This window comes from Variovorax sp. OV329, assembly GCF_900114785.1.
GTDB lineage: Bacteria > Pseudomonadota > Gammaproteobacteria > Burkholderiales > Burkholderiaceae_C > Variovorax.
Map to the genome: position 1 here is coordinate 1 of NZ_FOUG01000004.1, position 21,213 is coordinate 21,213.

Annotated in this window: 18 protein-coding genes and 1 pseudogene; 6 read left to right on the forward strand and 13 right to left on the reverse strand. The window is 67.5% G+C overall.

The window, feature by feature from the left end; genetic code table 11:
• Positions 1-1,230: 1,230 nt before the first annotated feature.
• Complete coding sequence (locus BM345_RS30850; protein ID WP_368086478.1) at positions 1,231-1,926, forward strand: antitoxin; 696 nt, start codon at positions 1,231-1,233, stop codon at positions 1,924-1,926.
• 210 nt (positions 1,927-2,136) lie between these two features.
• Positions 2,137-2,772, forward strand: a complete 636-nt coding sequence (locus tag BM345_RS07425; protein WP_093377384.1) for a hypothetical protein — start codon at positions 2,137-2,139, stop codon at positions 2,770-2,772.
• A 178-nt stretch (positions 2,773-2,950) separates the two neighbouring features.
• Here the strand turns inward: BM345_RS07425 and BM345_RS07430 are convergent, their stop codons facing one another.
• Positions 2,951-3,505 carry a hypothetical protein gene (locus tag BM345_RS07430; protein ID WP_093377387.1) on the reverse strand — a complete coding sequence of 185 codons (555 nt, stop codon included), beginning with the start codon at positions 3,503-3,505 and terminating at the stop codon, positions 2,951-2,953.
• Positions 3,506-3,864: 359 nt separating this feature from the next.
• Between BM345_RS07430 and BM345_RS07435 the strand changes: the two are divergent.
• Positions 3,865-4,275 (forward strand): annotated as a pseudogene (locus BM345_RS07435) (ATP-binding protein); the annotation flags it as partial.
• 36 nt (positions 4,276-4,311) lie between these two features.
• Here the strand turns inward: BM345_RS07435 and BM345_RS07440 are convergent.
• A complete protein-coding gene (locus BM345_RS07440; protein ID WP_093377392.1) occupies positions 4,312-4,731 on the reverse strand; it encodes a hypothetical protein in 420 nt (139 codons plus the stop codon).
• A gap of 253 nt (positions 4,732-4,984) precedes the next feature.
• Between BM345_RS07440 and BM345_RS07445 the strand changes: the two genes are divergently transcribed.
• Complete coding sequence (locus BM345_RS07445; RefSeq protein ID WP_093377394.1) at positions 4,985-6,190, forward strand: glycerophosphodiester phosphodiesterase; 1,206 nt, start codon at positions 4,985-4,987, stop codon at positions 6,188-6,190.
• Here the strand turns inward: BM345_RS07445 and BM345_RS07450 are convergent.
• The gene (locus BM345_RS07450; protein ID WP_093377397.1) at positions 6,166-7,095 is read right to left on the reverse strand and encodes a LysR family transcriptional regulator; all 930 of its coding nucleotides are present in this window, start codon (positions 7,093-7,095) and stop codon (positions 6,166-6,168) included. The two genes, BM345_RS07445 and BM345_RS07450, sit on opposite strands and share 25 nt — an antisense overlap.
• A gap of 111 nt (positions 7,096-7,206) precedes the next feature.
• On the opposite strand from BM345_RS07450, the gene BM345_RS07455 reads away from it, so the two are divergent.
• Complete coding sequence (locus tag BM345_RS07455; protein WP_093377400.1) at positions 7,207-7,980, forward strand: SDR family NAD(P)-dependent oxidoreductase; 774 nt, start codon at positions 7,207-7,209, stop codon at positions 7,978-7,980.
• Here BM345_RS07455 and BM345_RS07460 read toward each other — a convergent pair.
• Both BM345_RS07460 and BM345_RS07465 read right to left on the reverse strand, forming a co-directional pair.
• Positions 7,977-8,597 carry a DUF502 domain-containing protein gene (locus BM345_RS07460; protein WP_093377402.1) on the reverse strand — a complete coding sequence of 207 codons (621 nt, stop codon included), beginning with the start codon at positions 8,595-8,597 and terminating at the stop codon, positions 7,977-7,979. The genes BM345_RS07455 and BM345_RS07460 overlap by 4 nt on opposite strands.
• Before the next feature lie 39 nt (positions 8,598-8,636).
• Positions 8,637-9,827 carry a fumarylacetoacetate hydrolase family protein gene (locus BM345_RS07465; protein ID WP_093377405.1) on the reverse strand — a complete coding sequence of 397 codons (1,191 nt, stop codon included), beginning with the start codon at positions 9,825-9,827 and terminating at the stop codon, positions 8,637-8,639.
• Positions 9,828-10,003: 176 nt separating this feature from the next.
• Here BM345_RS07465 and BM345_RS07470 point away from each other — a divergent pair, with 176 nt between their 5' ends.
• Complete coding sequence (locus BM345_RS07470) at positions 10,004-10,420, forward strand: GFA family protein (protein WP_217653971.1); 417 nt, start codon at positions 10,004-10,006, stop codon at positions 10,418-10,420.
• Positions 10,421-10,426: 6 nt separating this feature from the next.
• Here the strand turns inward: BM345_RS07470 and BM345_RS07475 are convergent, their stop codons facing one another.
• The 8 genes from BM345_RS07475 to BM345_RS07510 form a co-directional block, all read right to left on the reverse strand.
• Positions 10,427-14,278: a molybdopterin cofactor-binding domain-containing protein gene (locus tag BM345_RS07475; protein WP_175544932.1), complete on the reverse strand. Its 3,852-nt coding sequence runs from the start codon at positions 14,276-14,278 to the stop codon at positions 10,427-10,429.
• Positions 14,275-14,838, reverse strand: a complete 564-nt coding sequence (locus tag BM345_RS07480) for a (2Fe-2S)-binding protein (RefSeq protein ID WP_093377407.1) — start codon at positions 14,836-14,838, stop codon at positions 14,275-14,277. Before BM345_RS07480 ends, BM345_RS07475 begins: the two co-directional genes overlap by 4 nt.
• Positions 14,839-14,858: 20 nt before the next feature.
• Positions 14,859-15,584 carry a bifunctional nicotinamidase/pyrazinamidase gene (gene pncA, locus BM345_RS07485; protein WP_175544933.1) on the reverse strand — a complete coding sequence of 242 codons (726 nt, stop codon included), beginning with the start codon at positions 15,582-15,584 and terminating at the stop codon, positions 14,859-14,861.
• A gap of 37 nt (positions 15,585-15,621) precedes the next feature.
• Positions 15,622-16,365, reverse strand: coding sequence for an ABC transporter ATP-binding protein (locus BM345_RS07490; RefSeq protein WP_175544934.1), 744 nt, complete (start codon positions 16,363-16,365; stop codon positions 15,622-15,624).
• Positions 16,362-17,156: an ABC transporter ATP-binding protein gene (locus tag BM345_RS07495; RefSeq protein ID WP_093377410.1), complete on the reverse strand. Its 795-nt coding sequence runs from the start codon at positions 17,154-17,156 to the stop codon at positions 16,362-16,364. Before BM345_RS07495 ends, BM345_RS07490 begins: the two co-directional genes overlap by 4 nt.
• On the reverse strand, positions 17,153-19,096 hold the full coding sequence (locus BM345_RS07500; protein WP_093377412.1) for an ABC transporter permease: 1,944 nt from the start codon (positions 19,094-19,096) through the stop codon (positions 17,153-17,155). The genes BM345_RS07495 and BM345_RS07500 overlap by 4 nt, the downstream gene beginning before the upstream one ends.
• A gap of 206 nt (positions 19,097-19,302) precedes the next feature.
• Entirely contained in the window at positions 19,303-20,511 is a 1,209-nt protein-coding gene (locus BM345_RS07505) for an ABC transporter substrate-binding protein (protein ID WP_093377415.1), read from the reverse strand.
• A gap of 75 nt (positions 20,512-20,586) precedes the next feature.
• Positions 20,587-21,171: an amino acid synthesis family protein gene (locus tag BM345_RS07510; RefSeq protein ID WP_093377417.1), complete on the reverse strand. Its 585-nt coding sequence runs from the start codon at positions 21,169-21,171 to the stop codon at positions 20,587-20,589.
• Between the last annotated feature and the right edge of the window lie 42 nt (positions 21,172-21,213).

Sequence of the window (21,213 nt, forward strand, 5' to 3'; positions counted from 1 at the left end):
CAAGAACTTATCCACACCGTGAGCCACCAGGCTCGCAAAGAGGGTGGGTCAATATTGGATGGAAATGCCGGGTCAGGATTGCATGGAACTCAACAGTCTCGCTCTCGCACCGTCGATCGAGATCGCTCGATCGTTGCGACCATTGCGGCGCCCACTACATTCAAGAATCACGCAGAGCTTACCGCGTGTCACCATGGCGTACAGGCGACCCTGCGTTTGCAGAAGCCAAGCACTTTCCGATTGCGCTCGCATATCCGCATCTGTGGTGGGATGGCATACGGGTATTGATCCAAGTGCTCTCACGCCGCCGAGTAGCGAAGAAACTATTGAACGCAGAACTTCCGCAAGTGGCGCGCGACGCGCTCGAACTGAGTTCTGCCAGTCGGTGTGAATTTGATTCGCAAGGAATTCAATATCGTCATGGGATGCTCGCTGCGATTGACTCGTTGCTCAATGAATGGCCCAAGCGCTTCGTCTCAGTGATGTCGAATGCTCGAATTACATTGTCCGACTTTCATGCCTGCGAAGTGTCCAGCCCCTACTGGTTGAGTGTGGTCTGCCGCACCGCGCTTGACCGAAAGGCATACCGCGTCAGCGCAATCGAAGTTGATGCAGCTGCTCGCGTTGCTACCGTGGGTGATTCCAATCCGTCGAAAGTTGCCGTCAAACGAGTATTGGGCGTTACTGAAGCCGTGACTCTGGACCGCGCGTTTCCGAGCTCGAACCGCCAACTGACCGACGCCCAGCTCATGACGATCGCGGAGATGCTTGATGCGGACATCGGATGCGCATCGGAGCGGCGCGATCATCGCGCAAGTCTTGTTCGCGATGCAGTTGTTATCGCTGCCGCAACCCAGCTACAGATCTCTTTCAGAAGAGCATGTCAACTCGAACTCAAAGACGGCAGTACTCTCTTGGCAAACTGGCGCGCGAGTGCTCCGATAGGGTGTTCGCGAGCCACTCTCTACGCAAATTGGTTGGACGAATACATTGACCGCACCCGAGTTCGCTTTGAAAGATTTGGCCGTCCGCAGAGAGCCTTGTTTCTCTCTAGGTTTGGCGAGCCCCTCCGCGGATCTAGTGTCGTGCCACGATTTGCAGATCTTCTTCGCCGCACGGGCGTGCAGCAGTGGGGGCGGGGGGCGAGGTTGCTGCAACCGCCCATCGGGACACAGGGTCGACGCATCGTAGGCTCTGAATTCAATCTATGTGGGCCGCAAGGAGGCGCGGATGGCAAAGACTTCAGTTTCCAAGGACAAGAGGGCCAAGCTCATCATGAGCGGAAGCAGCCAAGCCGTGCGCTTGCCCAAACAGTTTCAATTCGATGTTGATGAGATCTACGTCCGTCGCGACAAGAGCACAGGCGATGTCATTCTCTCTACTCGACCCGGTAGCAGCTGGCGTAGGTTCATGGAGCTTCGAGCAAAGCTCGGAGAGGCACCCCAGGACTTCGGAAGCGATCGCAAGCAAGGGGAAGCGCTACGCGACCCATTCGAGGGCTGGAAGGACCGTCTAGATGCTGAAGACATCTCCGCCAGCGCGAGCCCGTACGTCGCGGCACGCAGTTCGAATCTGCATCATCGCCGCGAACGGATTGAAGCGAACGACATGATCACGCCTCCCGAAGCGGCGCAACTCATCGGCACAAGCAGCGCCATGGTCAGATCATGGATCGACGTTGGCCGTTGCATCGGTGTGCCAAGTCTTGGTGGCGCCTTCAAGTTGCCTCGTTGGCAATTCGACCCGGCAATCTGGTCTGTCGTCGCACTCCTTGCGAAGGTCCTAGGTACTACTGACGGATGGCAGCTGCTGACGTTCTTCGAGTCACCCGCACCTGCGCTAGGCGGCGAGGCGCCCCGTGTCGCGTTGGAGCGCGGCGTGCCGGTCGAACGCATATTGGCATTGGCTGCTGCTTGGGCGCACTGAGTTCCAAGTTGTCGGCTTTGGCCCAGTCCTTGGCTCTTTCTCTCATGAGCTGTCGTTTCCCCTTGCGCCTGCAGACTGAGCGATTTGACGTTTTGACGCGCCGAGCATGCGGCGGTCTCTGTCGGCCTGAAGCAGCCGCTCCTTACCGACGGAATTCGTCGTCCGTTGAGCTAGTTTGACGGAAGTAGGCCGTGTGTTGCACGCTGAGGCATGTACCCACGAAAGCCCCTCCCGCACCGCGAGCAGCTAGCGCGCCTGAAAACCTACCTGGGACGCGCACGTACTGAACTGCGACGAAAGTACGACGAGTTTTTCAGCGCCACCAAAGGACGCCGCGACTGCCCGCTCGAGGTGCAGATCAGAAATCGCGCGATCGACAACGCTCTGATCACAGTGAAACTCCTGGAGGCCTGCGTTCAGGAAGTGCAGCGGCAGGAGGCGATGTTCTACGCCCCGTTCAAGCCTGGCGACCGCATCGAGGTCGAGCGTCATGAAGGAGGAGCATTTGAGGCCTATCTTGTCGTCGACGTTCTGCCAGACAAGAAGACCCTGTACTCCTACGAATGTGTCGCGTTGACGAAGAACGGCGCCATGTACAAGAGGGGCGGCAGCGCCAGGATCTGGCCAAGAGCATCTTCGACGATCCGAGCCTCAGAGGCGCCGCTGAATGCCGAGGGCATGTGGGAATCCGAGTATTTTCGGAGGTGCGCTGAAACGTCTCGCATCCTTGCCATGCGCAGGGGGGACGTGAGCCTTTTTGAAGCCCGAAAAACGCCTTTAGGGGTGATTCAGTATAGGAGGAAGGACTTCTTGGATCCGCCTCCTTCAGATTTTGGGGGCGAGTAGGTGAGAGCTCTGCCCCGTGGATGCTGGATCCATTGATAAAACGGTGTCCCGTCACTAGGCTGAGCAAACATTCCATGTGCGACGAGTGCGCGCTCTTCGTGTCATCGTTGTAGGGAAGGAAGTGCTGCAGTTATTCCTGTCATGGCGGTTGAGCCTTTGCAGGCCGATCGAGCGGAGCCTATTTGCAACCCTCGTGCGGAAGCACTTGGCCTATCACTTGCACCGGCCCGTGCAGAAGCACCTCCCACACGGGGTTGCCGAGCCCGGGTAGATCCGTGGGACCCGACTCGCCACGCCAGTAGTAGTGCACGAGCTGCGAGATGCGCACGCCCGAGGAGTCGCAGTGCAGCAAGCTCATGTTCGCCACGAACGCGTCGTGGGCCTGCACTTCGTAGATGGGCATCGAGGTGACGCCGCCGGGTTGAGCCGCGGCAAAGGTGCGCGCCTCCTCCAAGGTGCGCCAAGCGAAGGTGGACACTAGGCGCGAGGGTTGGTCGGGAAAGCAGCTGCGCCGCGCGAATTCCCAAATGAGCTCTTTCACGCGATCGGCCCATGGCGTGTTCGATCCCGGCGCAGTGAAATAGCGATGGCCATGGTCTGACAAGCCTGCGGGAAAGAGTTCGTCCAGGTGCGTGGCCAGGTCGACGGGCAGCTGCGACGCGGGCGGCAGGAGCCCGAGACGCTGCCCTGCTTCAAGGCGTTTGCGCCGATCGACGTGGAAGAACGTAGGCATAAGAAGGCTGGCAGTGAGATTGCAGCGATCCTACTCAATAGCTATGCAAAAAAATCTCGCGTCTCCGGGCGACGGCCTCCGGCGCACGCACGCGACGCATGCGCTCCTGGGACGTTCTTCAACCGAGACGTTTGGCCTTAAGGGTAACGCCGAGATGTTCGCAGAGTGGAGATGGACGGGTAATCTCAATTGGGCCGAATGTAGCCGGTCACCGCGATGCTGTCTGGTTCAGCAACTTTGATTGAAGGTGGGGGTCCGCGCAACAATTTTGATCAGCTCCGCCCAACTTCGGGTCAGAGTTGGTGCCCAAGTGCGTGATGGAGTTGAGGACACGCGATCAACAAATTTGACTCCCCACACAGGTCGCGCGCTACCAAGGGCGGCTGAGCGGCCCGCTGCTGGACCGCATCGACCTGCACATCGAAGTGCCCGCGATCCCCCCGCAGGAACTGCTGGAGGCGCCTGCGGGCGAGGCCAGCGCCGCCGTGCGCGAACGGGTAGCACGCGCGCGCCAGCGGGCCATCGAACGGCAGGGCCAGGCCAACCATGGCCTGGCCGGCTCGCAGATCGACCGCCATGCCGCGCTGGATGCGGCGGCAAGCCAACTGCTGCACAAGGCCGCATCCAAATTCGGCTGGTCGGCGCGAAGCACGCATCGCACGCTCAAGGTGGCGCGCACGATCGCCGACATGGCGGACAGCCCGGCCGTGGGCGCGACTCATGTGGCAGAGGCGATGCAGTACCGGCGTGCGCTGGCGGCCACGGCCTGAACGGCGATCCGGGCGGGCGCTGCAGGCGGCCCCGACTCAAAGCAGCTTTACCAGCCCCACGCAGACCGCGAGCAGCAGCACGACGTTGAGCACCATGCCCAGGATGTGGAGCTGGCGGAAGCGGTGGATCTGGTCGGCATCCGTGGCCGTCATCGTCGCGCGCAGCGCGTCCATGCGCGAAAGGATGTTGCGCCGGCTGAAGAAGGTGATCAGCACGATGGCCGCCATGCTGATGGCGATGCCCGGCCGGCCCGCCACGGCATTGGCCAGCGCGCCGGCCGACGCAGTGACCAGCACCGCCTTGTAGTAGATGTCGAACAGCCCGCGGATGAAGCGCGCGTCCAGCGGCGTGTCGTGCTTGAGGATCATCAGCGGCAGCGAGCTGAACATGAAGAAGCCCATCCATACCAGCAGGATCACGATGGTGGCGAAGGGGGCGATGACGTTGGTGAACATGGGCTTTTCTTTTTGATGGCCTGGCCCGGATCGATGCCGGTCGATCGCGCGGCAGGGCGAATGGTGTCACGCCGTCAGACGTCCTCCAATGGGGGTCAACCTGAGCGTCCGACCGCAGCCGCGGGAGGCCCGTCACACGGCCGTCATGCGCAGGCGCAAGGATCTTGCCGCGCCGGGCCCGCACGGGGCCTGAACACGGCCGACCGACCAGGCAGCCGCGCGCGAAAAAAACAGAAACGTACGGGGAGAAATCATGTCGACCCATCTCCGGTCCCTACAGGGCCTGGCTGCGTGCGCTTGCGCGCTTTTCATCTCCGCCTGCGGTGGCGGCTCGGACGCACCGGCGGCGCCGCCCGCCAGCCCGGCTTCCATGCCGACGGCGGCAGCCGCACCGCCGCCGCCAACACCTTTGCGCAAGGTGCTGGTCATCGGCCATCGGGGCGAGCCGGCAGCGCGGCCCGAACACACCCTGGCGTCCTATCGGCAGGCCATCGAGAGCGGCGCGGACTTCGTCGAACCCGACTTGGTGCCGACCAAGGACGGCGCCCTCGTCGCCAGGCACGAGAACGCCATCGCCATCGTCGACGCGAATGGCTTGGTCACCGAGGCCACCACCAACGTCGCCGAGGTGGCGAAGTTCGCGGACCGCAAGACCACCAGGACGATCGACGGCCGCTCGATCACCGGCTGGTTCACCGAGGACTTCACGCTGGCCGAGCTCAAGGAACTGCGGGCACGCGAACGCATACCCAGGATTCGACCGGCCAACGTCGCCTACGACGATCAGTTCGAGGTGCCGACCCTGGACGAGATCCTCCAGTTGGTCCAGGACGAATCGGGCCGAAGGGGCCGCGTGATCGGCATCTATCCCGAGACCAAGCACCCCACGTACTTCAAGTCGATCGGCCTGGCACTTGAAGACCGCCTGCTCGACACCCTGCAGAAGTGGGGGATGAACAGCGCCGAGTCACCGGTGTTCGTGCAGTCCTTCGAAACGGGCAATCTCCAGGAGATCCGCCGCAAGAGCCAGGTCCGGATCATCCAGCTGATCGACGGACAGGGCGCGCCCTACGACCTCGTCGTGCAGGGCGACAAGCGAAGCTATGCGGACCTGGTCAAGCCCGAGGGCCTGGCGCAGATCGCCACCTACGCGCAGGGCATCGGTCCGGCCAAGGGGCGCGTGGTGCCGGTGGCCGACGGCAAGCTGGCGGCACCGACCCCGCTGGTCCAGGACGCGCATGCCAAGAAGCTCCTCGTCCACGTCTTCACGCTGCGGCCCGAGAACAACTTCCTGCCCGACAGCCTGAAAAAGCCGCCCGTCACCGATCCGACCGTCCGCGGCGACACCGCGGCGGAAATCCGGGCCTTCCTGGACGCCGGCATCGACGGCTTCTTCGCAGACAGCGCCACCACCGCGGTGCCCGTCGTGCGCGACTACCTGGCCGCTGCTTCGCGCTGAGGCGGCTGCGACTGCAGCGTCGGCACTACCAGCTGCGCGAGCCAGTTCAGCATCGCCTGCACCCGCGGCGGCAGTTGGTGCCGGTGCGCGTACAGCAGCGACACGGGCAGCGCCGGTGCCTGGTAGCCGGGCAGCACCGCCACCAGCGCGCCCGCGTCGATCAGCGGCTGCACGCCGCGCAACGGCGCCTGGATGATGCCCAGCCCTGCCACGCAGGCGGCCTGGAAGGCGTCGGCGCTGTTGACGACGAGGGCGCTGCGCATCGGGTGCACCCGGCGCTCGCCGTCCTGCACGTACTCCAGCCCCGCGCCCTGCGTGTTTAAGCGTCCGGAGTAGTGCACGACGCGGTGCTGCGCCAGGTCGGCCAGCGTCAGCGGCGTGCCGTGCGCCTGCAGGTAGGCCGGGCTGGCCACGTTGGCCATCGCCATCTGCCCGAGCGGCCGCACGATCAGTTCCGAATCGGCCAGCGCACCCACGCGCAGCACGCAGTCGAAGCCCTCCTGCACGATGTCGACGAAGCGGTCGGTGGTGCTGATGGCCACCTCCAGCTGCGGATGGGCCGAGAGGAATTCCGGCAGCCGGGGAATGACCAGCTCGCGCGCCAGCGTGTTGGGCAGGTCGATGCGCAGGCGCCCGCGCAGGCCGCTGGCGGCCGGCTGGAACATGGACTGCAGCTGCTCGGCATCGGCCAGCAGCTCCCTGGCGCGGGCCAGGAACTGCTCGCCGTCGGAGGTGAGACGCACGCTGCGTGTGGTGCGCTGCAGAAGGCGCGTGCCCAACCGCGCTTCCAGCTGCTGGACGGCCGCCGAGACCCGGCCTTTCATCAGGCCCAGCTGCTCGGCTGCACGGGTGAAGCTGGCCAGCTCGGCGACGCGGACGAAGATGCGCAGGTCTTCCAGTTGCATGGGGGCATTGTCCGATCAGAAAGAACAGTTCGGATGATTCTCGGTGATTTATCTCCAACGCGAGAACAAACAAACTCCAGCCATCCCATCCAGACACGCAAGGAGTTCCCCATGACCGCCACCGCATCCCGCAACCGCATCGCCCTCGTTACCGGCGCCAGCCGGGGCCTCGGACGCCACAGCGCCCTGAAGCTGGCCGAAGAAGGCATCGACCTCATCCTCACCTACCAGCGCGGCGAAGCGCAGGCGCAGGAGGTGGTCCGCCAGGCCGAGGCCCTGGGCCGCCGCGCCCTCGCCCTGCAGTTGGACGTGGGCGACAGCCGCAGCTTCGACGCCTTCGCCGCCCGCGTGAAGAGCGCGCTCGCCAGCCACTGGCAGCGCCAGCAGTTCGACTACCTGGTGAACAACGCCGGCACCGGCCTGCATGCCAGCATCGCCGAGACCACCGAAGAACAATTCGACGCGCTGTTGAACATCCACCTCAAGGGCACCTTCTTCCTCACGCAGAAGCTGCTGCCGCTCATTGCCGACGGCGGCCGCATCCTCAACACCTCGTCCGGCCTGGCGCGCTTCAGCTTCCCGGGCTATGCGGCCTATGCCGCGATGAAGGGCGGCGTGGAAGTGCTGACCCGCTACCTGGCCAAGGAACTGGGCCCGCGCGGCATCAGCGTGAACACCGTGGCCCCGGGCGCCATCGCGACCGACTTCAACGGCGGCGCGGTGCGCGACACGGCGCAGGTCAATGCGCAGATTGCCGGCGTCACGGCGCTGGGCCGCGTGGGCCTGCCCGACGACATCGGCGCGGCGGTGGCTTCGCTGCTGGCCGAAGGCAACGGCTGGATCAACGGCCAGCGTATCGAGGTGTCCGGCGGGATGATGCTCTAGGCGGCCGCCTTGGCCGCAGCCGCGCCGGCGGCGGCGCGCTGCTGGTTCATCACCTGTGCGATGTCGCGCACGCCGGTGCCCCACTTGGCCATGGCGCTGAAGGCCTGCGTGAAGGGCACGTCGACGATGTGCACGCGCTGCGGCGGCATCAGCAGCACCGTGCCCGAGAAGGGCGTGGGCGAAGACGGCATGAAGACGGTGTAGTTGCCGTCCGCGTGCTCCTCCACCACGTAGCCCAGCGCGGTGTTGTCGTCGAACTCGATAAAGGCGACCTTGAACTCGGCCGACTTGTCGCCGAAGGTGCGCCCCAGCAGGCTGCGCATGAAGGTGTAGCCGGGGATGCGGTCCAGCAGGCCCTTGTCCAGCCAGCGCCCGAGCGGACGGCCGGGCCAGGTCTGCACCGCCAGGCCCACGACGAAGCAGGCGATGACCACCAGCGCCAGCGCGACGATGGCCTGGTGCTCCAGCCCCACCGGCAGCATGGCCACCAAGGGCTTGACCAACTGCGTCAGGCCCTTGATGCCCTTGGCGATCAGCAGGATCGCCAGGTAGGCCGGCAGCAGCACCAGAAGGCCGCCGATGAGGGTGCTCGAGATGAATTTCCAGATCGCCTTCATGTCGCCTCTCCTCCCGCAATGAACGAAAGACCCGGGTGGCTAGCTCAGCAGGCCCCGCTGCGCCAGGTTGCGCATCAGCGCGCCGATGCCGAAGCTCCAGCGCGCGGCCTGGTCCGAATGCAGCACGCGGTTGACCAGCGCCCCCAGTTCGGGCGCGGCGATCAGCACCTCGTCGCCCACCTCGTGGGTGAAGCCCTGGCCGGGGCCGTGGCGGTCCTGCGTGGGCGCGAACATGGTGCCCAGGAAGAGCATCAGCCCGTCCGGATAGTCGTGGTGCGCGCCGATGGCATGCGAGACGATGTCCAGCGGATCGCGGCTGATCTTGGTGAGCGAACTGGCGCCCTGCAGCGTGAAGCCATCGGTGCCGCGCACCGTCAGGCCCACCGTGATGCGCCGCACCTGGTCGATGCCGAAGTGCTCGTCGAACAGGCGGATGAAGGGGCCGATGGCGCACGAGGCGTTGTTGTCCTTCGCCTTGCCCAGCAGCAGCGCGCTGCGGCCCTCGAAGTCGCGCAGGTTGACGTCGTTGCCCAGCGCCGCGCCCACCGTCTTCCCACGGCTGTTCACGGCCAGCACCACCTCGGGCTCGGGGTTGTTCCACACCGACTTGGCATGGATGCCGATGTCCGCGCCCGTGCCCACGGACGAGAGCACCGGGCACTTGGTGAAGATCTCGGCGTCGGGGCCGATGCCCACCTCCAGGTACTGCGACCAGGCGCCCTGGGCGATCAGCACCTCCTTGACCTTCGTCGCCTGCGGCGAGCCGGGCACGATGCCCGCGAGGTTGTCGCCCAGCACGCCAGAGAGAGCCGCGCGGATCGACTCGGCCTTGGAGGCGTCGCCGCGGGCCTGCTCCTCGATCACCCGCTCCAGCAGGCTCTCGACGAAGGTGACGCCGCTGGCCTTGATGGCCTGCAGGTCGCAGGGCGCCAGCAGCCAGGCCTTGGCCTCGTCGCGGATGTCCTCCTGGCTGTTGGCCAGTGCGGCATCGAGCGCAGCGATGCGCGGTGCGCTGCCGTCGGCCAGCGCGGCACGCACGCGCGCTGCGACGTCGTCCAGTTCGAGCAGCTCGCTCGCGGTGGGCGCCATGCGCGACAGGTCGTGCAGGCCGCCGTGGTGCACAGCCACCAGCGTGGGGCCCACGCCCGGCTGCCACAGGCGTCCGACGAGGGTGGCGCGCTCGGCGTCGCGCGGAAGGGTCTTGGCAGGCGTGAGAAGGGTCGCGTCCATGGTGTCTCCGATGAAGGTCCGGCAGCGCGCATGGATCCACGGCGCGCCGCGAGCGAGGCGCCATCGTACGGGATGGCCGTGACGGCGTCCGGGGCGACGGGCGTTGCTGACACCACGTTGTCAGCAGCTGGCAACCATCATCCGTGCCACTCCTTGCCGACGAAAGAGGCGACCCCATGCCCGAATCCACCACCCCGGCCTACGAAGGCGGCTGCCAATGCGGCGCGGTGCGCTACCGGGCCAGCGGCGCGCCGCTGATGACCGCCATCTGCCACTGCCGCATGTGCCGCCGCGCGCACGCGGCGCCGGCCGTGGCCTGGGCCATGTTTTCCGAGGAGCAGGTGCGCATGGGCGGCGAGACCCAGGTCTATCCCTCGTCGGCCGAAGGGCGTCGCGGCTTCTGCCCGCGATGCGGCACGCAGATCTTCTTCCGGGCCGACTACATCCCGGGGCTGGTGGACCTCACCATCGGCAGCCTGGACCAGCCCGACACGCTGCCGCCGCAGTTCCACTACTGGCATGCGGAGCATCTGTCGTGGGTGGAATTCGCGGACGGCTTGCCGCGGCATGCGGCGTTCCCGCCGCAGGGCTGACGCGGCTCAGCGCGCCGCGTTCGCCGAATGCGAGCGCGCCTCGCGCACCTTCTGCGGCAGGTCCGTCCATGCCGGCTCCTGCGGCGCGAAGCGTGCGCGCATGTACTGCGCCAGCTCGGCGATCTGCCGGTCGTCCAGTGCATCGGCGAAAGACGGCATGAAGCCGATGTCCTTCGATGCCGGTTCGCGCACGCCTTCGAGGATGGTGCGCAGCAGGTTGTCGGGCCGGGCGCTCGTCAACTGGCTGTTGAGGGCCAGCGGCGTGTTCACGCCCAGCAGCGTGGGTCCGTTGCCGTCGTGGTGGCAGGCGGCGCAGGCGCCGTCGAAAAGGCGCTGCGCCATGCCGGGCTGCGGCTGCTTGAGTTGGGCGTGCGCGACGACGCGGCGCGCCTGCTCGTCGGCCTGCGCCTCGCTGGTCTCGCCCTGGAAGGACGAGAGATAGCGGGCCATGGCGCGGATGTCCGCGTCCGGCACCTGCCCCAGTTCGCGCACCACCTCCGCCATGGGTCCGCCGGCGATGCCGTGGCGCGGGCTGTGGCCGTTGCGCAGGTATTGGTAGAGCGACTCGGCGGTCCACGGCACGGCTGACTTGGCTGCTAGACCCGTGAGCGCCGGCGCTTCCCAGCCTTCGACCATCGCGCCCGACAGGTAGGCCGGCCCGCCCTGCTCCGCGCCCAGCGCATTGCGCGGCGTGTGGCAGGCGCCGCAATGACCCAGGCCATTGACCAGGTAGGCGCCGCGGTTCCATTCGGCGCTGCGCGCGGCGTCAGGCTGGTAGGGCACGGGATCGTGGAAGAGCGCGTTCCAGCCGGCCATGAGAGGACGCAGGCCGAAGGGGAACTTCATCTGCGGCTCTGGTGTGGCCGCATGCACCGCGGGCTGCGACATCAGGTAGGCGTAGAGCGCGTTCAGGTCGTCGTCGCTCACCTTGGCGAAGGCGGTGTACGGAAAGGCCGGGTACAGCCGATGCCCGTCGCGCGAGATGCCCTCGCGCATGGCGCGCTGGAAGGCGCTGAATGACCAGCGGCCCAGGCCAGTTTCCGCATCAGGGGTGAGATTGGTCGTGTAGACCGTGCCGAAGGGCGTCTCCATGGCCAGGCCGCCGGCATTGCGCGCGCCGCCCGGCGCGGTGTGGCACACGGCGCAGTCGCCCAGCGCAGCCAGTTGCCGGCCGCGCTCGATGGTGGCTTCGCTGTAGACCGGCGCGCTGCTGAGGTTCACCGGCGCGATGGCGGACCTCGCACCCATCAGCCCCGCGACGGCGCCGAGGCCACCGACCAGCAGCGCCGCGCCGGTCGCCCACAGCCCGCGGCGCCGCCGGGGCCACGGTGCGTCGGGCGGCGGGCGGCGCATGGCCAGGTCGCCGGCTCCCGCAGCGCCACCGGCATCGGCATCGGCAACGCCAGCCAACCCGCTAGGCGGCGGCAGCGGATTCAGCGCCGCCCGCACCACCTCCGGCGTGAAGGGCGGCGCGCGAAAGCGCACGCCCGTCGCATCGAAGATCGCGTTGGCGATGGCCGCGGTGCCGGGCACCGAGGCCGACTCGCCCGCGCCCATCGGCGCCTCGCCGGGGCGCGGCATCTGCAGCACCTCGATCACCGGCACTTCGCGGAAGTTGAGGATGGGGTAGCTGCCCCATTCGCGGCTGGCCACCACGCCGGCCGGACGCACGCCGGGCAGGTTCTGCGCCTGTTCCGCCTGCATCTGCGGCTGCGGCGCGAACTGCACCTTCTCCTTCAACGCCCGGCTGGTGGCCTGCAGAACGTTGCCGTGCACCTGGTGCGCCACGCCCGCCGGGTTGATGACCAGGCCGGCGTCATGCCCCACCACCACGCGGCGCACATGCACCTCGCCGGTCTTCGTGTTGACCTCTACGTCGGCCACCCACGCGGCCCAGGCGGCCCCGAAGCCCGGCCACTTGCTGTGCACGTAGCGGGCGTAGGCGAAGCCCTGGCCGAAGAGGATGTCGCCGCCCGGTCCCAGGCCGCCGTCCGCGTTCTCCTGCGGACCGCTGCGCATGCGCCAGCCGGCCTTCTGCGCGGTGGCCTGCACCAGTTCGACGGCACGCGGGTCGTGCAGGTGGCGCAGGCGGAAGGCGACCGGGTCTTCGCCGGCAGCGGTGGCCAGTTCGTCGATGTAGGACTCGTGCGCGAAGGCGTTGGGCAGCGCCGACACGCCGCGCAGCCACGAGGCGCGCACGATGGGCGCCATGTCGTTGACCTTGACCCGCAGGTTGTCGAAGTCGTAGGGCGGTCGCGCGGTGCGGTCGCCCATCTCGTAGGCCTGGGCGGAAGGCTCCACCGTTCGCGTCAGCAGCAGCGCCAGCGTGGGCGCGCCGTTGGACGGATAGGAGGTCTCGAAGTCGTAGGCGGCGACACTCCCGTCGGCCTGCAGCCCGCCCTGCACCTGCATCAGCTGCGCGGCGCCCTTGGGCTCCCAGGCGTGTTCCTGCTCGCGCGTGAGCTGCACCCGCACAGGCGCGCCGACGGCGCGCGAGAGCAGTGCGGCATCTGCCGCCACGTCGTCCGCGCCGTTGCGGCCGTAGCAGCCGGCGGCTTCCATGCGGACCACATCGACGGCCAGCTCGTCCAGCTCGGTCAGTTGCGCCAGGTCGCGGCGCAGGACGTGCGGGTTCTGCGTGCCGGCCCAGACGCGTAGTCGTGTGCCCCCACGCTCCCCCACTTCGTGTGGGTCGCTGCCCCCCGAGGGGGCGCTCGCCCTGGACCCCGGCGAAGCCGGGGCGGCCGGCCCCTCGGGCCGGGGGCTCGGAGCGGGGCTTTCATCCGGCGCCCAATGCGCCACCGCGCACGATGGCCCGATGGACGCATGCATCTGGTAGGGCCACACATAGGTGCGCGGCATGGGCTGGGCCATGGCCTGCAGCGCGCCGTCGACATCGCCCTCGTCCACCAGCAGGCGCTGCGTGGCGGGGTTGTCGCGCAGCGCGCCTTCCAGGTCCTCGACCGAGGGCATGCCGGGCCAGGGCTTCCAGCGCACGCGCAGTGCGCGCATGGCCTGCTCTGCCTCTTCCTCGCGCTCGGCCACCACGCCGACGAAGTCGCGCAGCACCACCACTGCGCGCACGCCGGGGATGTGGGCGATGGAGCTTTCATCCACCGATTCCAGCGTGTTGCCGATGAACTCGCCATGGTCCGCGCCCGCATAGGGCGGGCGCACCACTCGGCCATGCAGCATGCCGGGCAGGCGCATGTCGTGCACGAAGACCAGCTCGCCCGAGAGCTTGGCCGGAATGTCCACCCGCGGCACCGACTGGCCGACGATGCGGTAGTCCTGCGATGCCTTCAGAGGCGCATCGTGCGCCAGCTGCAGCACGGTGCGCGCACCGGCCACCAGGCGACCGAACTCGATCGAATGGCCCTCCCCCGCATGGATGCGCCCGTCGCGCACCTCCAGTAGCGAAGGCACCACGCCGAAGTGTTCCGCCGCCTGCGCCACCAGCCAGGCGCGCGCCTGCGCCGCCGCCCGGCGCAGCGGCGCCGAATGGATCTGGATGGAAGCGCTGGCGATGGTCGCGCCCTGGTTGGGCACGCGTGCGGTGTCGCCCAGCACCATGCGCACCTGCGACAGCGGCGCGTCCAGTTCCTCGGCCACGATCTGCGAGAGCGCGGTCGCCAGGCCGGTGCCCAGGTCCACGTGGCCGTTGAGGCCGGTGACGCCGCCGTCGTCCCACACCGCCAGCAGGATTTCCGAGCCTTCCGCAGGATTGCCCGGGACGGCCGCCGGCTGGCCCGGCACCGGGGGCGCCGCGGGCGGCGTTTCGCGCACCACCAGCAGCACGCCGTCGGCCGCGAGGAAGTCGGCGCGGGTCAGGGTCGCGTGGTCGCGGCGCGTGCTCACGCCGCCTCGTCCTTCCCGGTCGCCTGCGATGCGGCCAGCCGCACGGCTTCCAGGATCTCCACGTGCGTGCCGCAACGGCAGAGGTTGCCCGAGAGCTCGTCGCGGATGCGTTCTTCCGATGGATGCGGCTCGCGCGCCAGCAGCGCCGCGGCCTGCATCACCATGCCATTGAGGCAATAGCCGCACTGCGCCGCCTGCGCCTGCGCGAAGGCCTTCTGAACCGGATGCCAGCGCTCTCGCGGCGGCGCTGGGCCGCCCCGAGGCGCAGCAGGGCCCTCGGGGCGAAGCGAGGACACGAACGTGCCGAGCGCGGGGGCCACGTCCGCCAGCCCTTCGAGCGTGGTGATGCTGCGGCCGGCCACGCCATGCGCGGGAATCACGCAGGCCCGTGCCGCCATGCCATCCACCCACACGGTGCAGGCACCGCACTGGCCCAGGCCGCAGCCGTACTTGGGGCCGTTGAGCTGCAGGTCGTTGCGCAGCAGGTGCAGCAGGCTCGCCTCGCGCGGAATGTCGAGCTGGACTTCTCGCGCGTTGACGGTGAGCGCCAGTGCCGGCATCTGTGCGGTCGTGTGCCAGCTCAGGCGATGTCGGAGGACTGGATGCGCTTGACGCCCTTGGCGCTCATCTGCTTCCAGGCGGCGGCCAGCGAGCCGTTGAGGTCGATGGCGCGGGTGGCGTCCTCGATCACGTAGACCTGGAAGCCCAGCTTGCGCGCGTCCATTGCGGTCCAGGCCACGCAGAAGTCGGTGGCCAGGCCAGTGACATACACGGTGTTGATGCCGCGCTGCTTGAGGTAGCCCGCCAGGCCCGTGGGCGTCTTGCGGTCGGCTTCCTCGAAGGCCGAGTAGCTGTCGACGTCCTTGTGGAAGCCCTTGCGGATGATGACCTGCGCGGTGGGCAGCTTCAGGTCCTTGTGCAGGGCCGCGTCGTCCGAGCCCTGCACGCAGTGGTCGGGCCACAGCACCTGGTTGCCGTACTTCAGCTTGGTGGTCTCGAAGGGCTTCTTGCCGGCGTAGGTGCTGGCGAAGGAAGCATGGCCGGCCGTGTGCCAGTCCTGCGTGACCACGATGTTCTCGAAGGCGCCGGCCAGCTTGTTGATGACCGGCACCACGTCGGCGCCGCCCTTCACCGGCAGCGTGCCGCCGTCGATGAAGCAGTTCTGCACGTCCACCACGATGAGCGCCGACTTGGCGCCCGGCTTGACCTTGGCCTGCGCGAAGGCGCTGGGCGTGAGGCCCAGGCCGCCCATCATTCCCAGGGCGGCGCTGGCTTGGAGGAGGGAACGGCGTTGCAGTTGGCGCATGGTGGACTCCAGGTTTTGATTGAAAGAGTGAAAGGAATCAGACGCTCAGGTAGTTGCGGCGAACTTCGTCGTTGGCGGCCAGTTCGGCCATCGAGGCCTGGTAGCGGATCTGGCCTTTTTCCAGCACATAGGCGCGGTCCGACACCAGCTCGGCGAAGTGCATGTTCTGCTCCGACAGCAGGATGCTCACGCCCTGCGCCTTGAGCTCGATGATCATGTTGGCCATCTGCTCGACGATGACCGGCGCCACGCCCTCGGAGGGCTCGTCCAGCAGCACCAGGTAGGGGTTGCCCATCAGCGTGCGGGCCACCGTCAGCATCTGCTGCTCGCCGCCGCTCATGCGGCCGCCCGTCCGGTTGGGCATCTCGCCCAGGTTGGGAAAGAGCTTGTAGAGGCGCTCGGCCGTCCACAGCGGCGCGTCGCTGCCGTCGCTCCACTTGCGCGCGGCCTGGCGGCCCACTTCCAGGTTCTCGGTGACGGTCAGGTCGGTGAACACGCGCCGGTCCTCGGGCACGAAGCCCAGGCCCAGGCGCGCGGCCACGTGCGGCTCGCTTTTGCTGATGTCGTGGCCCAGGAAGCGCACCGCGCCGCGGCGCTTGGTGAGCATGCCGATGATGGCCTTGAGCGTGGTGGACTTGCCCGCGCCGTTGCGGCCCATCAGCGCCACCACCTCGCCGCGCCGCACCTGCAGGTCCACGTCATAGAGGATCTGCGCTGCGCCGTACCAGGCGCACAGGGCCTTGGTTTCCAGGAGGGTGTCCTGCTGCATCGTGCTGCTCATGCGGCGGCTCCTGCCTTTTCCTTGTCTTTCTCGAAAGTCTTGCCGGTGCCGAAGTAGACCTCCTGCACCTTGGGATGGTCGCGGATCTCCAGCGGCTTGCCCTGCGCGATGAGACGGCCGCGGGCCAGCACGATCATGCGGTCGGCATAGGCGAAGACCACGTCCATGCTGTGCTCGGTGAAGAGCACCGCCATGCCGCGGTCGATGACCAGCTGCTTGGTCAGCGCCATCAGCGAATTGCGCTCCTTGGGCGCCATGCCGGCGGTGGGCTCGTCCATGAGCAGCAGCTTGGGGCTGTTGGCCATGGCGATGGCCAGTTCCACCCGCTTGACGTCGCCGTAGGCCAGCACGCTGCAGGGCCGGTCGGCCTGCGACTTCATGCCGACCTGGTCGAGCAGCGCCAGTGCTTCGTCGCGCTTGTGGTCGGCCGCGCGGCGCCAGGTCGAGAACAGCAGGTGATCGTGCGAGAGCAGCGCCATCTGCACGTTCTCCACCACGGTAAGCGAAGCGAAGGTCTCGGCGATCTGGAAGGTGCGGCCCACGCCCTTGCGCCAGATCTCGCGCGGCTTCCTGCCGATGAGCTCGTCGCCCGAGAGCCTGATCGATCCCTGGTCCGCCCTCAGCTGGCCGTTGACCATGTTGAAGGTGGTGGACTTGCCCGCGCCGTTGGGCCCGATGAGGGCCAGCAGTTCGCCGGGCGCGAGGTCGAAGCTGATGCCGTCCACGGCCTTCACGCCGCCGAAGGACTTGCCCAGGTTGCTGACCTGCAAGAGAGGCGCACTAACGCTCATGGCGTCACCTCCTTCTGCGCGGCAGCGACGGCAGGCACGGCCGTGGTCTCCTTCAAATCGCGCTTGTAGCGCCGGTCGAAGAGCTGCTTGACGAAGCCGGCGATGCCCTGCGGGAACAGCAGCACCAGGATCAGGATGATGGCGCCCAGCATGGCGCGCCAGTAGTCGGTGTTGCGCGCTACCGCGTCGTGCAGCCAGGTGAAGGTGACCGCACCCACCACCGGGCCGGCCAGGGTCTGGATGCCGCCCAGCAGCACCATCACCAGGCCGTCGACCGACTTGCCCACGCTCAGCGACTCGGGCGAGATGCTGCCCTTGGAGAATGCGAAGAGCGCACCCGCCAGACCCGCCGCGATGCCGGCGATGACGAAGGCGGCCCACTGCATGCGCTTGACGTCGATGCCGATCGCGTCCGCGCGCAGGAAGGAATCGCGCCCCGCCCGCAGCGTGTAGCCGAAGGGCGAGAACAGGATGCGCCGCAGCCAAACGATGCCCACGATGACCAGCACCAGCGTCAGGTAGTAGTAGTTGGCCTTGTCCGAAAGCCACTGCGCGGGCCACACACCGGTGAGGCCGTTGCTGCCGCCGGTGAAGCTGTCCCACTGGTAGGTGACGGCCCAGGTGATCTGAGCGAAGGCCAGCGTGAGCATGGCCAGGTACACGCCCGAGAGCCGCACCGCGAACCAGCCGAAGACGATGGCGCCCACGGCCGCCACCAGCGGCGCCACGATGAGCGACAGCTCCATCGGCACCCCGGCGGCGCGCACCAGCAGCGCCGCGCCGTAGGCCCCCAGCCCGAAGTACGCCGCGTGGCCGAAGGAATGCATGCCCGCCGGGCCCATGATGAAGTGCAGGCTGGCGGCGAACAAGGCCGCGATCATCAGGTCGATGGCCAGCACCACGGTGTAGGGCGAATCGGCGGTGAAGGTCGGCAGCGCCACCAGCACCAGGGCCAGCACGGCGGCGGCGATGACATAGCCCCGGCTGGCCTTGCGCAACGGCTCCTCCTGCATGCCGACATACCGGCTGGGCGCCTGCGGCTTGCCGAACAGGCCCCAGGGCCGCACCACCAGCACCACCGCCATCACCAGGAATTCGACCACCAGCGTGAGCTTGGAAAAGGAGATGGCGATGCCGAAGACCTCCACCACGCCCAGCCAGATGCACAGCGCCTTGATCTCGGCGATGAGCAGCGCGGCCGCATACGCGCCGGGAATGGAGCCCATGCCGCCCACCACCACCACCACGAAGGCGGCGCCGATGGTGTTGAGGTCCATCTCCAGCGTGGCGGGTTCCCGCGGCAGCTGCAGCGCGCCGCCCAGTCCCGCCAGCAGCGCGCCCAGCGCGAACACCGCCGTGAAGAGCCAGGCCTGGTTCACGCCCAGGGCGCTGACCATTTCGCGGTCCTGCGTGGCGGCACGCACCAGGGTGCCGAAGCGGGTGCGCGTGAGCAGCATCCACAACAGGCCCAGCACCACCGGGCCCACCACGATCAGGAACAGGTCGTAGGCCGGGAACTGCCGCCCCAGGATCAGCACCGAGCCCGACAGCCCGGGCGCGCGCGGGCCCAGCAGCTCGTCCGGGCCCCAGAAATAAAGCACCCCGTCCTTGATGACCAGGACCAGCGCGAAGGTGGCCAGCAGCTGGAACAGCTCCGGCGCCTTGTAGATGCGGCGCAGCAGCACCATCTCGATCAGCGCACCCAGCACGCCCACCGCCACCGCCGCCAGCAGCAGGGCGGGCCAGAAGCCCAGCCCCGTGCCCAGCCGCTCGACCAGCGAGTAGGCGACGTAGATGCCGACCATGAAGAAGGAGCCGTGCGCGAAGTTGACGATGCGCGTCACGCCGAAGATCAGCGACAGCCCCGCCGCCACCAGGAACATCGACGATGCGCCGGCCAGCCCGTTGAGCAGCTGAACGATAAAGCCCGAGAAACTCACTGACGATCCTTCAAGAAAAGTGCGGCGCTGCGTTCGAAGGCGTGGCACGCGCAGCAAGCAGCGCGGCCAGATCGTGGGCACCCGCGGCACCGGCCCTGCCGGCCCGCCGGATGCGCCCCGGTATCGGGGCCAGAGGCTGCGGTTCGAGGTCCATGCCTTTCACCGCAGCGCAGGAGCTACATGAATGAAGAGAGCAGCGGCCGGACTCAGTCCGCGCGGCCCTTCTTGATCTCGGCTTCGCTCGGCTGGAACTTGGCGCCGTCCAGGTAGACGTAGTCGACCATCACGCCCTTGCCGTTGTCGTTCTTGGTCTTGCCCACGAAGGCGCCCATGGTGGACTGGTGGTCCTGGGCGCGGTATGTGATCTTGCCGAAGGGGGTGTCGACCTGCAGGCCCTTGAAGGCTTCGACCAGCTTGGCCGTGTCGGTGCTCTTGGCCTTGGCCGCGCCGGCGGCCACCGACTTGATCATGCTGTAGCCCACCACCGAGCCCAGGCGCGGGTAGTCCTTGAACTTCTCGTGGTAGGCCAGGAAGAAGGCCTTGTGCTCGGGCGTCTGGATGCCGTACCAGGGGTAGCCGGTCACGATCCAGCCGTTGGGCGTCTCGTCCTTGAGCGGGTCCAGGTACTCGGGCTCGCCGGTCAGCACGCTCACCACGGCGCGGTCCTTGAAGAGGCCCCGGGTGTTGCCTTCGCGCACGAACTTGGACAGGTCGGCGCCGAAGAGCACGTTGAAGATCGCGTCGGGCTTGGCATCGGCCAGGGCCTGCGCCACCGCGCCGGCATCGACCTTGCCCAGCGGCGGCGCCTGCTCCGCGACGAACTCCACGTCGGGCTGCGCCTGCTTGAGCAGCTGCTTGAAGGCCGCCACGGCCGACTGGCCGTATTCGTAGTTGGGGTACACGATCGCCCAGCGCTTGGCCTTGAGCTTGGCCGCCTCGGGCACCAGCATGGCGGCCTGCATGTAGGTGCCGGGGCGCAGGCGGTAGGTGTAGGCGTTGCCGCCCTGCCAGGTCATCTTGTCGGTGAGCGGCTCGCCGGCCAGGAAGAAGAACTTCTTCTGCTTGGCGAAGTCGGCCACCGCCAGGCCGGTGTTCGAGAGGAAGGTGCCGGTGAGCACGTCGATCTTCTCGCGCGCCACCAGCTCCTCGGCCACGCGCACCGCGTCGCCGGGGTTGGCGTTGTCGTCGCGCGTGATGAGCTCGAGCTTCTTGCCGTTGATGCCGCCCTTGGCGTTGATCTCCTCGACCGCCAGCTCCATGCCCTTCTTGTAGGGCTCCAGGAAGGCGGGCTGCGCCTTGTAGCTGTTGATCTCGCCGATCTTGATGACGCCCTGCGCATGGGCGACGGGCACGAGGGCGGCGGAAAGCGATGCGAGCGCGGCCGCACTGTAGACGACTTGACGCAGGTGCTTCATCGAAGGACTCCTAGGGTTCGAACTGGAAGAGTGGATCGGGGGTTTTTCAACGCGTGGCGGCGAAGAGGGCCATTGTCAGCGCAAGCCGTCTTCGCCCTTGATCTCGGAAACCTGCAGGCCGCCGATGCGCGGCAGCGGCCGGCCGCTGTCGGTGACGGCCACGGCCACGACGATCTCGTTGGCGCGCGGCGCGTCGGACACGCGGGCCTCGACGGCGTCGAAGTGGCTGCGCACGAAGGCGGCGTCCTTGTGGCCCAGCGGCACGTCGATGGCGGTGCCCAGCGTGCCGCGCTTCTTGGCCGAAGGCACCAGCGCGGCGCCCCTCTCCACCGCCACGCGCAGCGGCGCGCCCAGCTTGGGGTGCAGGATGGCGGCGGCATGCTCCAGCTCGCCGGCCTCGCCTACGATGGCGGCCTTGCCGTAGCTCTGTGCCTGGCCGGGCTCGATGCCGAGCGCAGCCACGCACTTCTGGCCGAGCAGGCCGCCGAGTTCCTCGCCGATGGCGATGAGATCGTCCAGCGACTCGCTGTAGCGGCCCGCGTAGGGGTTCTCGATGACCGCGATGGCCACCGCGCGGCGGGTGGGCGGATCGATGGCCTTACCCATTTCCTTGCGGGTCTCGTCGACCTGCACGATCAGCTTGCGGATGTTGGCGCTCATGGTGTGTGTTCCGTTGTCGATTCGTCGTTTTTGGATGCGCCA

Excerpts from the sequence above, each read along its gene's own strand:
- BM345_RS30850 (WP_368086478.1), top strand. The coding sequence starts at position 1,231 with ATGGCAAAGACTTCAGTTTCCAAGGACAAGAGGGCCAAGCTCATCATG.
- BM345_RS07425 (WP_093377384.1), top strand. The coding sequence starts at position 2,137 with ATGTACCCACGAAAGCCCCTCCCGCACCGCGAGCAGCTAGCGCGCCTG.
- BM345_RS07430 (WP_093377387.1), bottom strand. The coding sequence starts at position 3,505 with ATGCCTACGTTCTTCCACGTCGATCGGCGCAAACGCCTTGAAGCAGGG.
- BM345_RS07440 (WP_093377392.1), bottom strand. The coding sequence starts at position 4,731 with ATGTTCACCAACGTCATCGCCCCCTTCGCCACCATCGTGATCCTGCTG.
- BM345_RS07445 (WP_093377394.1), top strand. The coding sequence starts at position 4,985 with ATGTCGACCCATCTCCGGTCCCTACAGGGCCTGGCTGCGTGCGCTTGC.
- BM345_RS07450 (WP_093377397.1), bottom strand. The coding sequence starts at position 7,095 with ATGCAACTGGAAGACCTGCGCATCTTCGTCCGCGTCGCCGAGCTGGCC.
- BM345_RS07455 (WP_093377400.1), top strand. The coding sequence starts at position 7,207 with ATGACCGCCACCGCATCCCGCAACCGCATCGCCCTCGTTACCGGCGCC.
- BM345_RS07460 (WP_093377402.1), bottom strand. The coding sequence starts at position 8,597 with ATGAAGGCGATCTGGAAATTCATCTCGAGCACCCTCATCGGCGGCCTT.
- BM345_RS07465 (WP_093377405.1), bottom strand. The coding sequence starts at position 9,827 with ATGGACGCGACCCTTCTCACGCCTGCCAAGACCCTTCCGCGCGACGCC.
- BM345_RS07470 (WP_217653971.1), top strand. The coding sequence starts at position 10,004 with ATGCCCGAATCCACCACCCCGGCCTACGAAGGCGGCTGCCAATGCGGC.
- BM345_RS07480 (WP_093377407.1), bottom strand. The coding sequence starts at position 14,838 with ATGCCGGCACTGGCGCTCACCGTCAACGCGCGAGAAGTCCAGCTCGAC.
- pncA (WP_175544933.1), bottom strand. The coding sequence starts at position 15,584 with ATGCGCCAACTGCAACGCCGTTCCCTCCTCCAAGCCAGCGCCGCCCTG.
- BM345_RS07490 (WP_175544934.1), bottom strand. The coding sequence starts at position 16,365 with ATGAGCAGCACGATGCAGCAGGACACCCTCCTGGAAACCAAGGCCCTG.
- BM345_RS07495 (WP_093377410.1), bottom strand. The coding sequence starts at position 17,156 with ATGAGCGTTAGTGCGCCTCTCTTGCAGGTCAGCAACCTGGGCAAGTCC.
- BM345_RS07505 (WP_093377415.1), bottom strand. The coding sequence starts at position 20,511 with ATGAAGCACCTGCGTCAAGTCGTCTACAGTGCGGCCGCGCTCGCATCG.
- BM345_RS07510 (WP_093377417.1), bottom strand. The coding sequence starts at position 21,171 with ATGAGCGCCAACATCCGCAAGCTGATCGTGCAGGTCGACGAGACCCGC.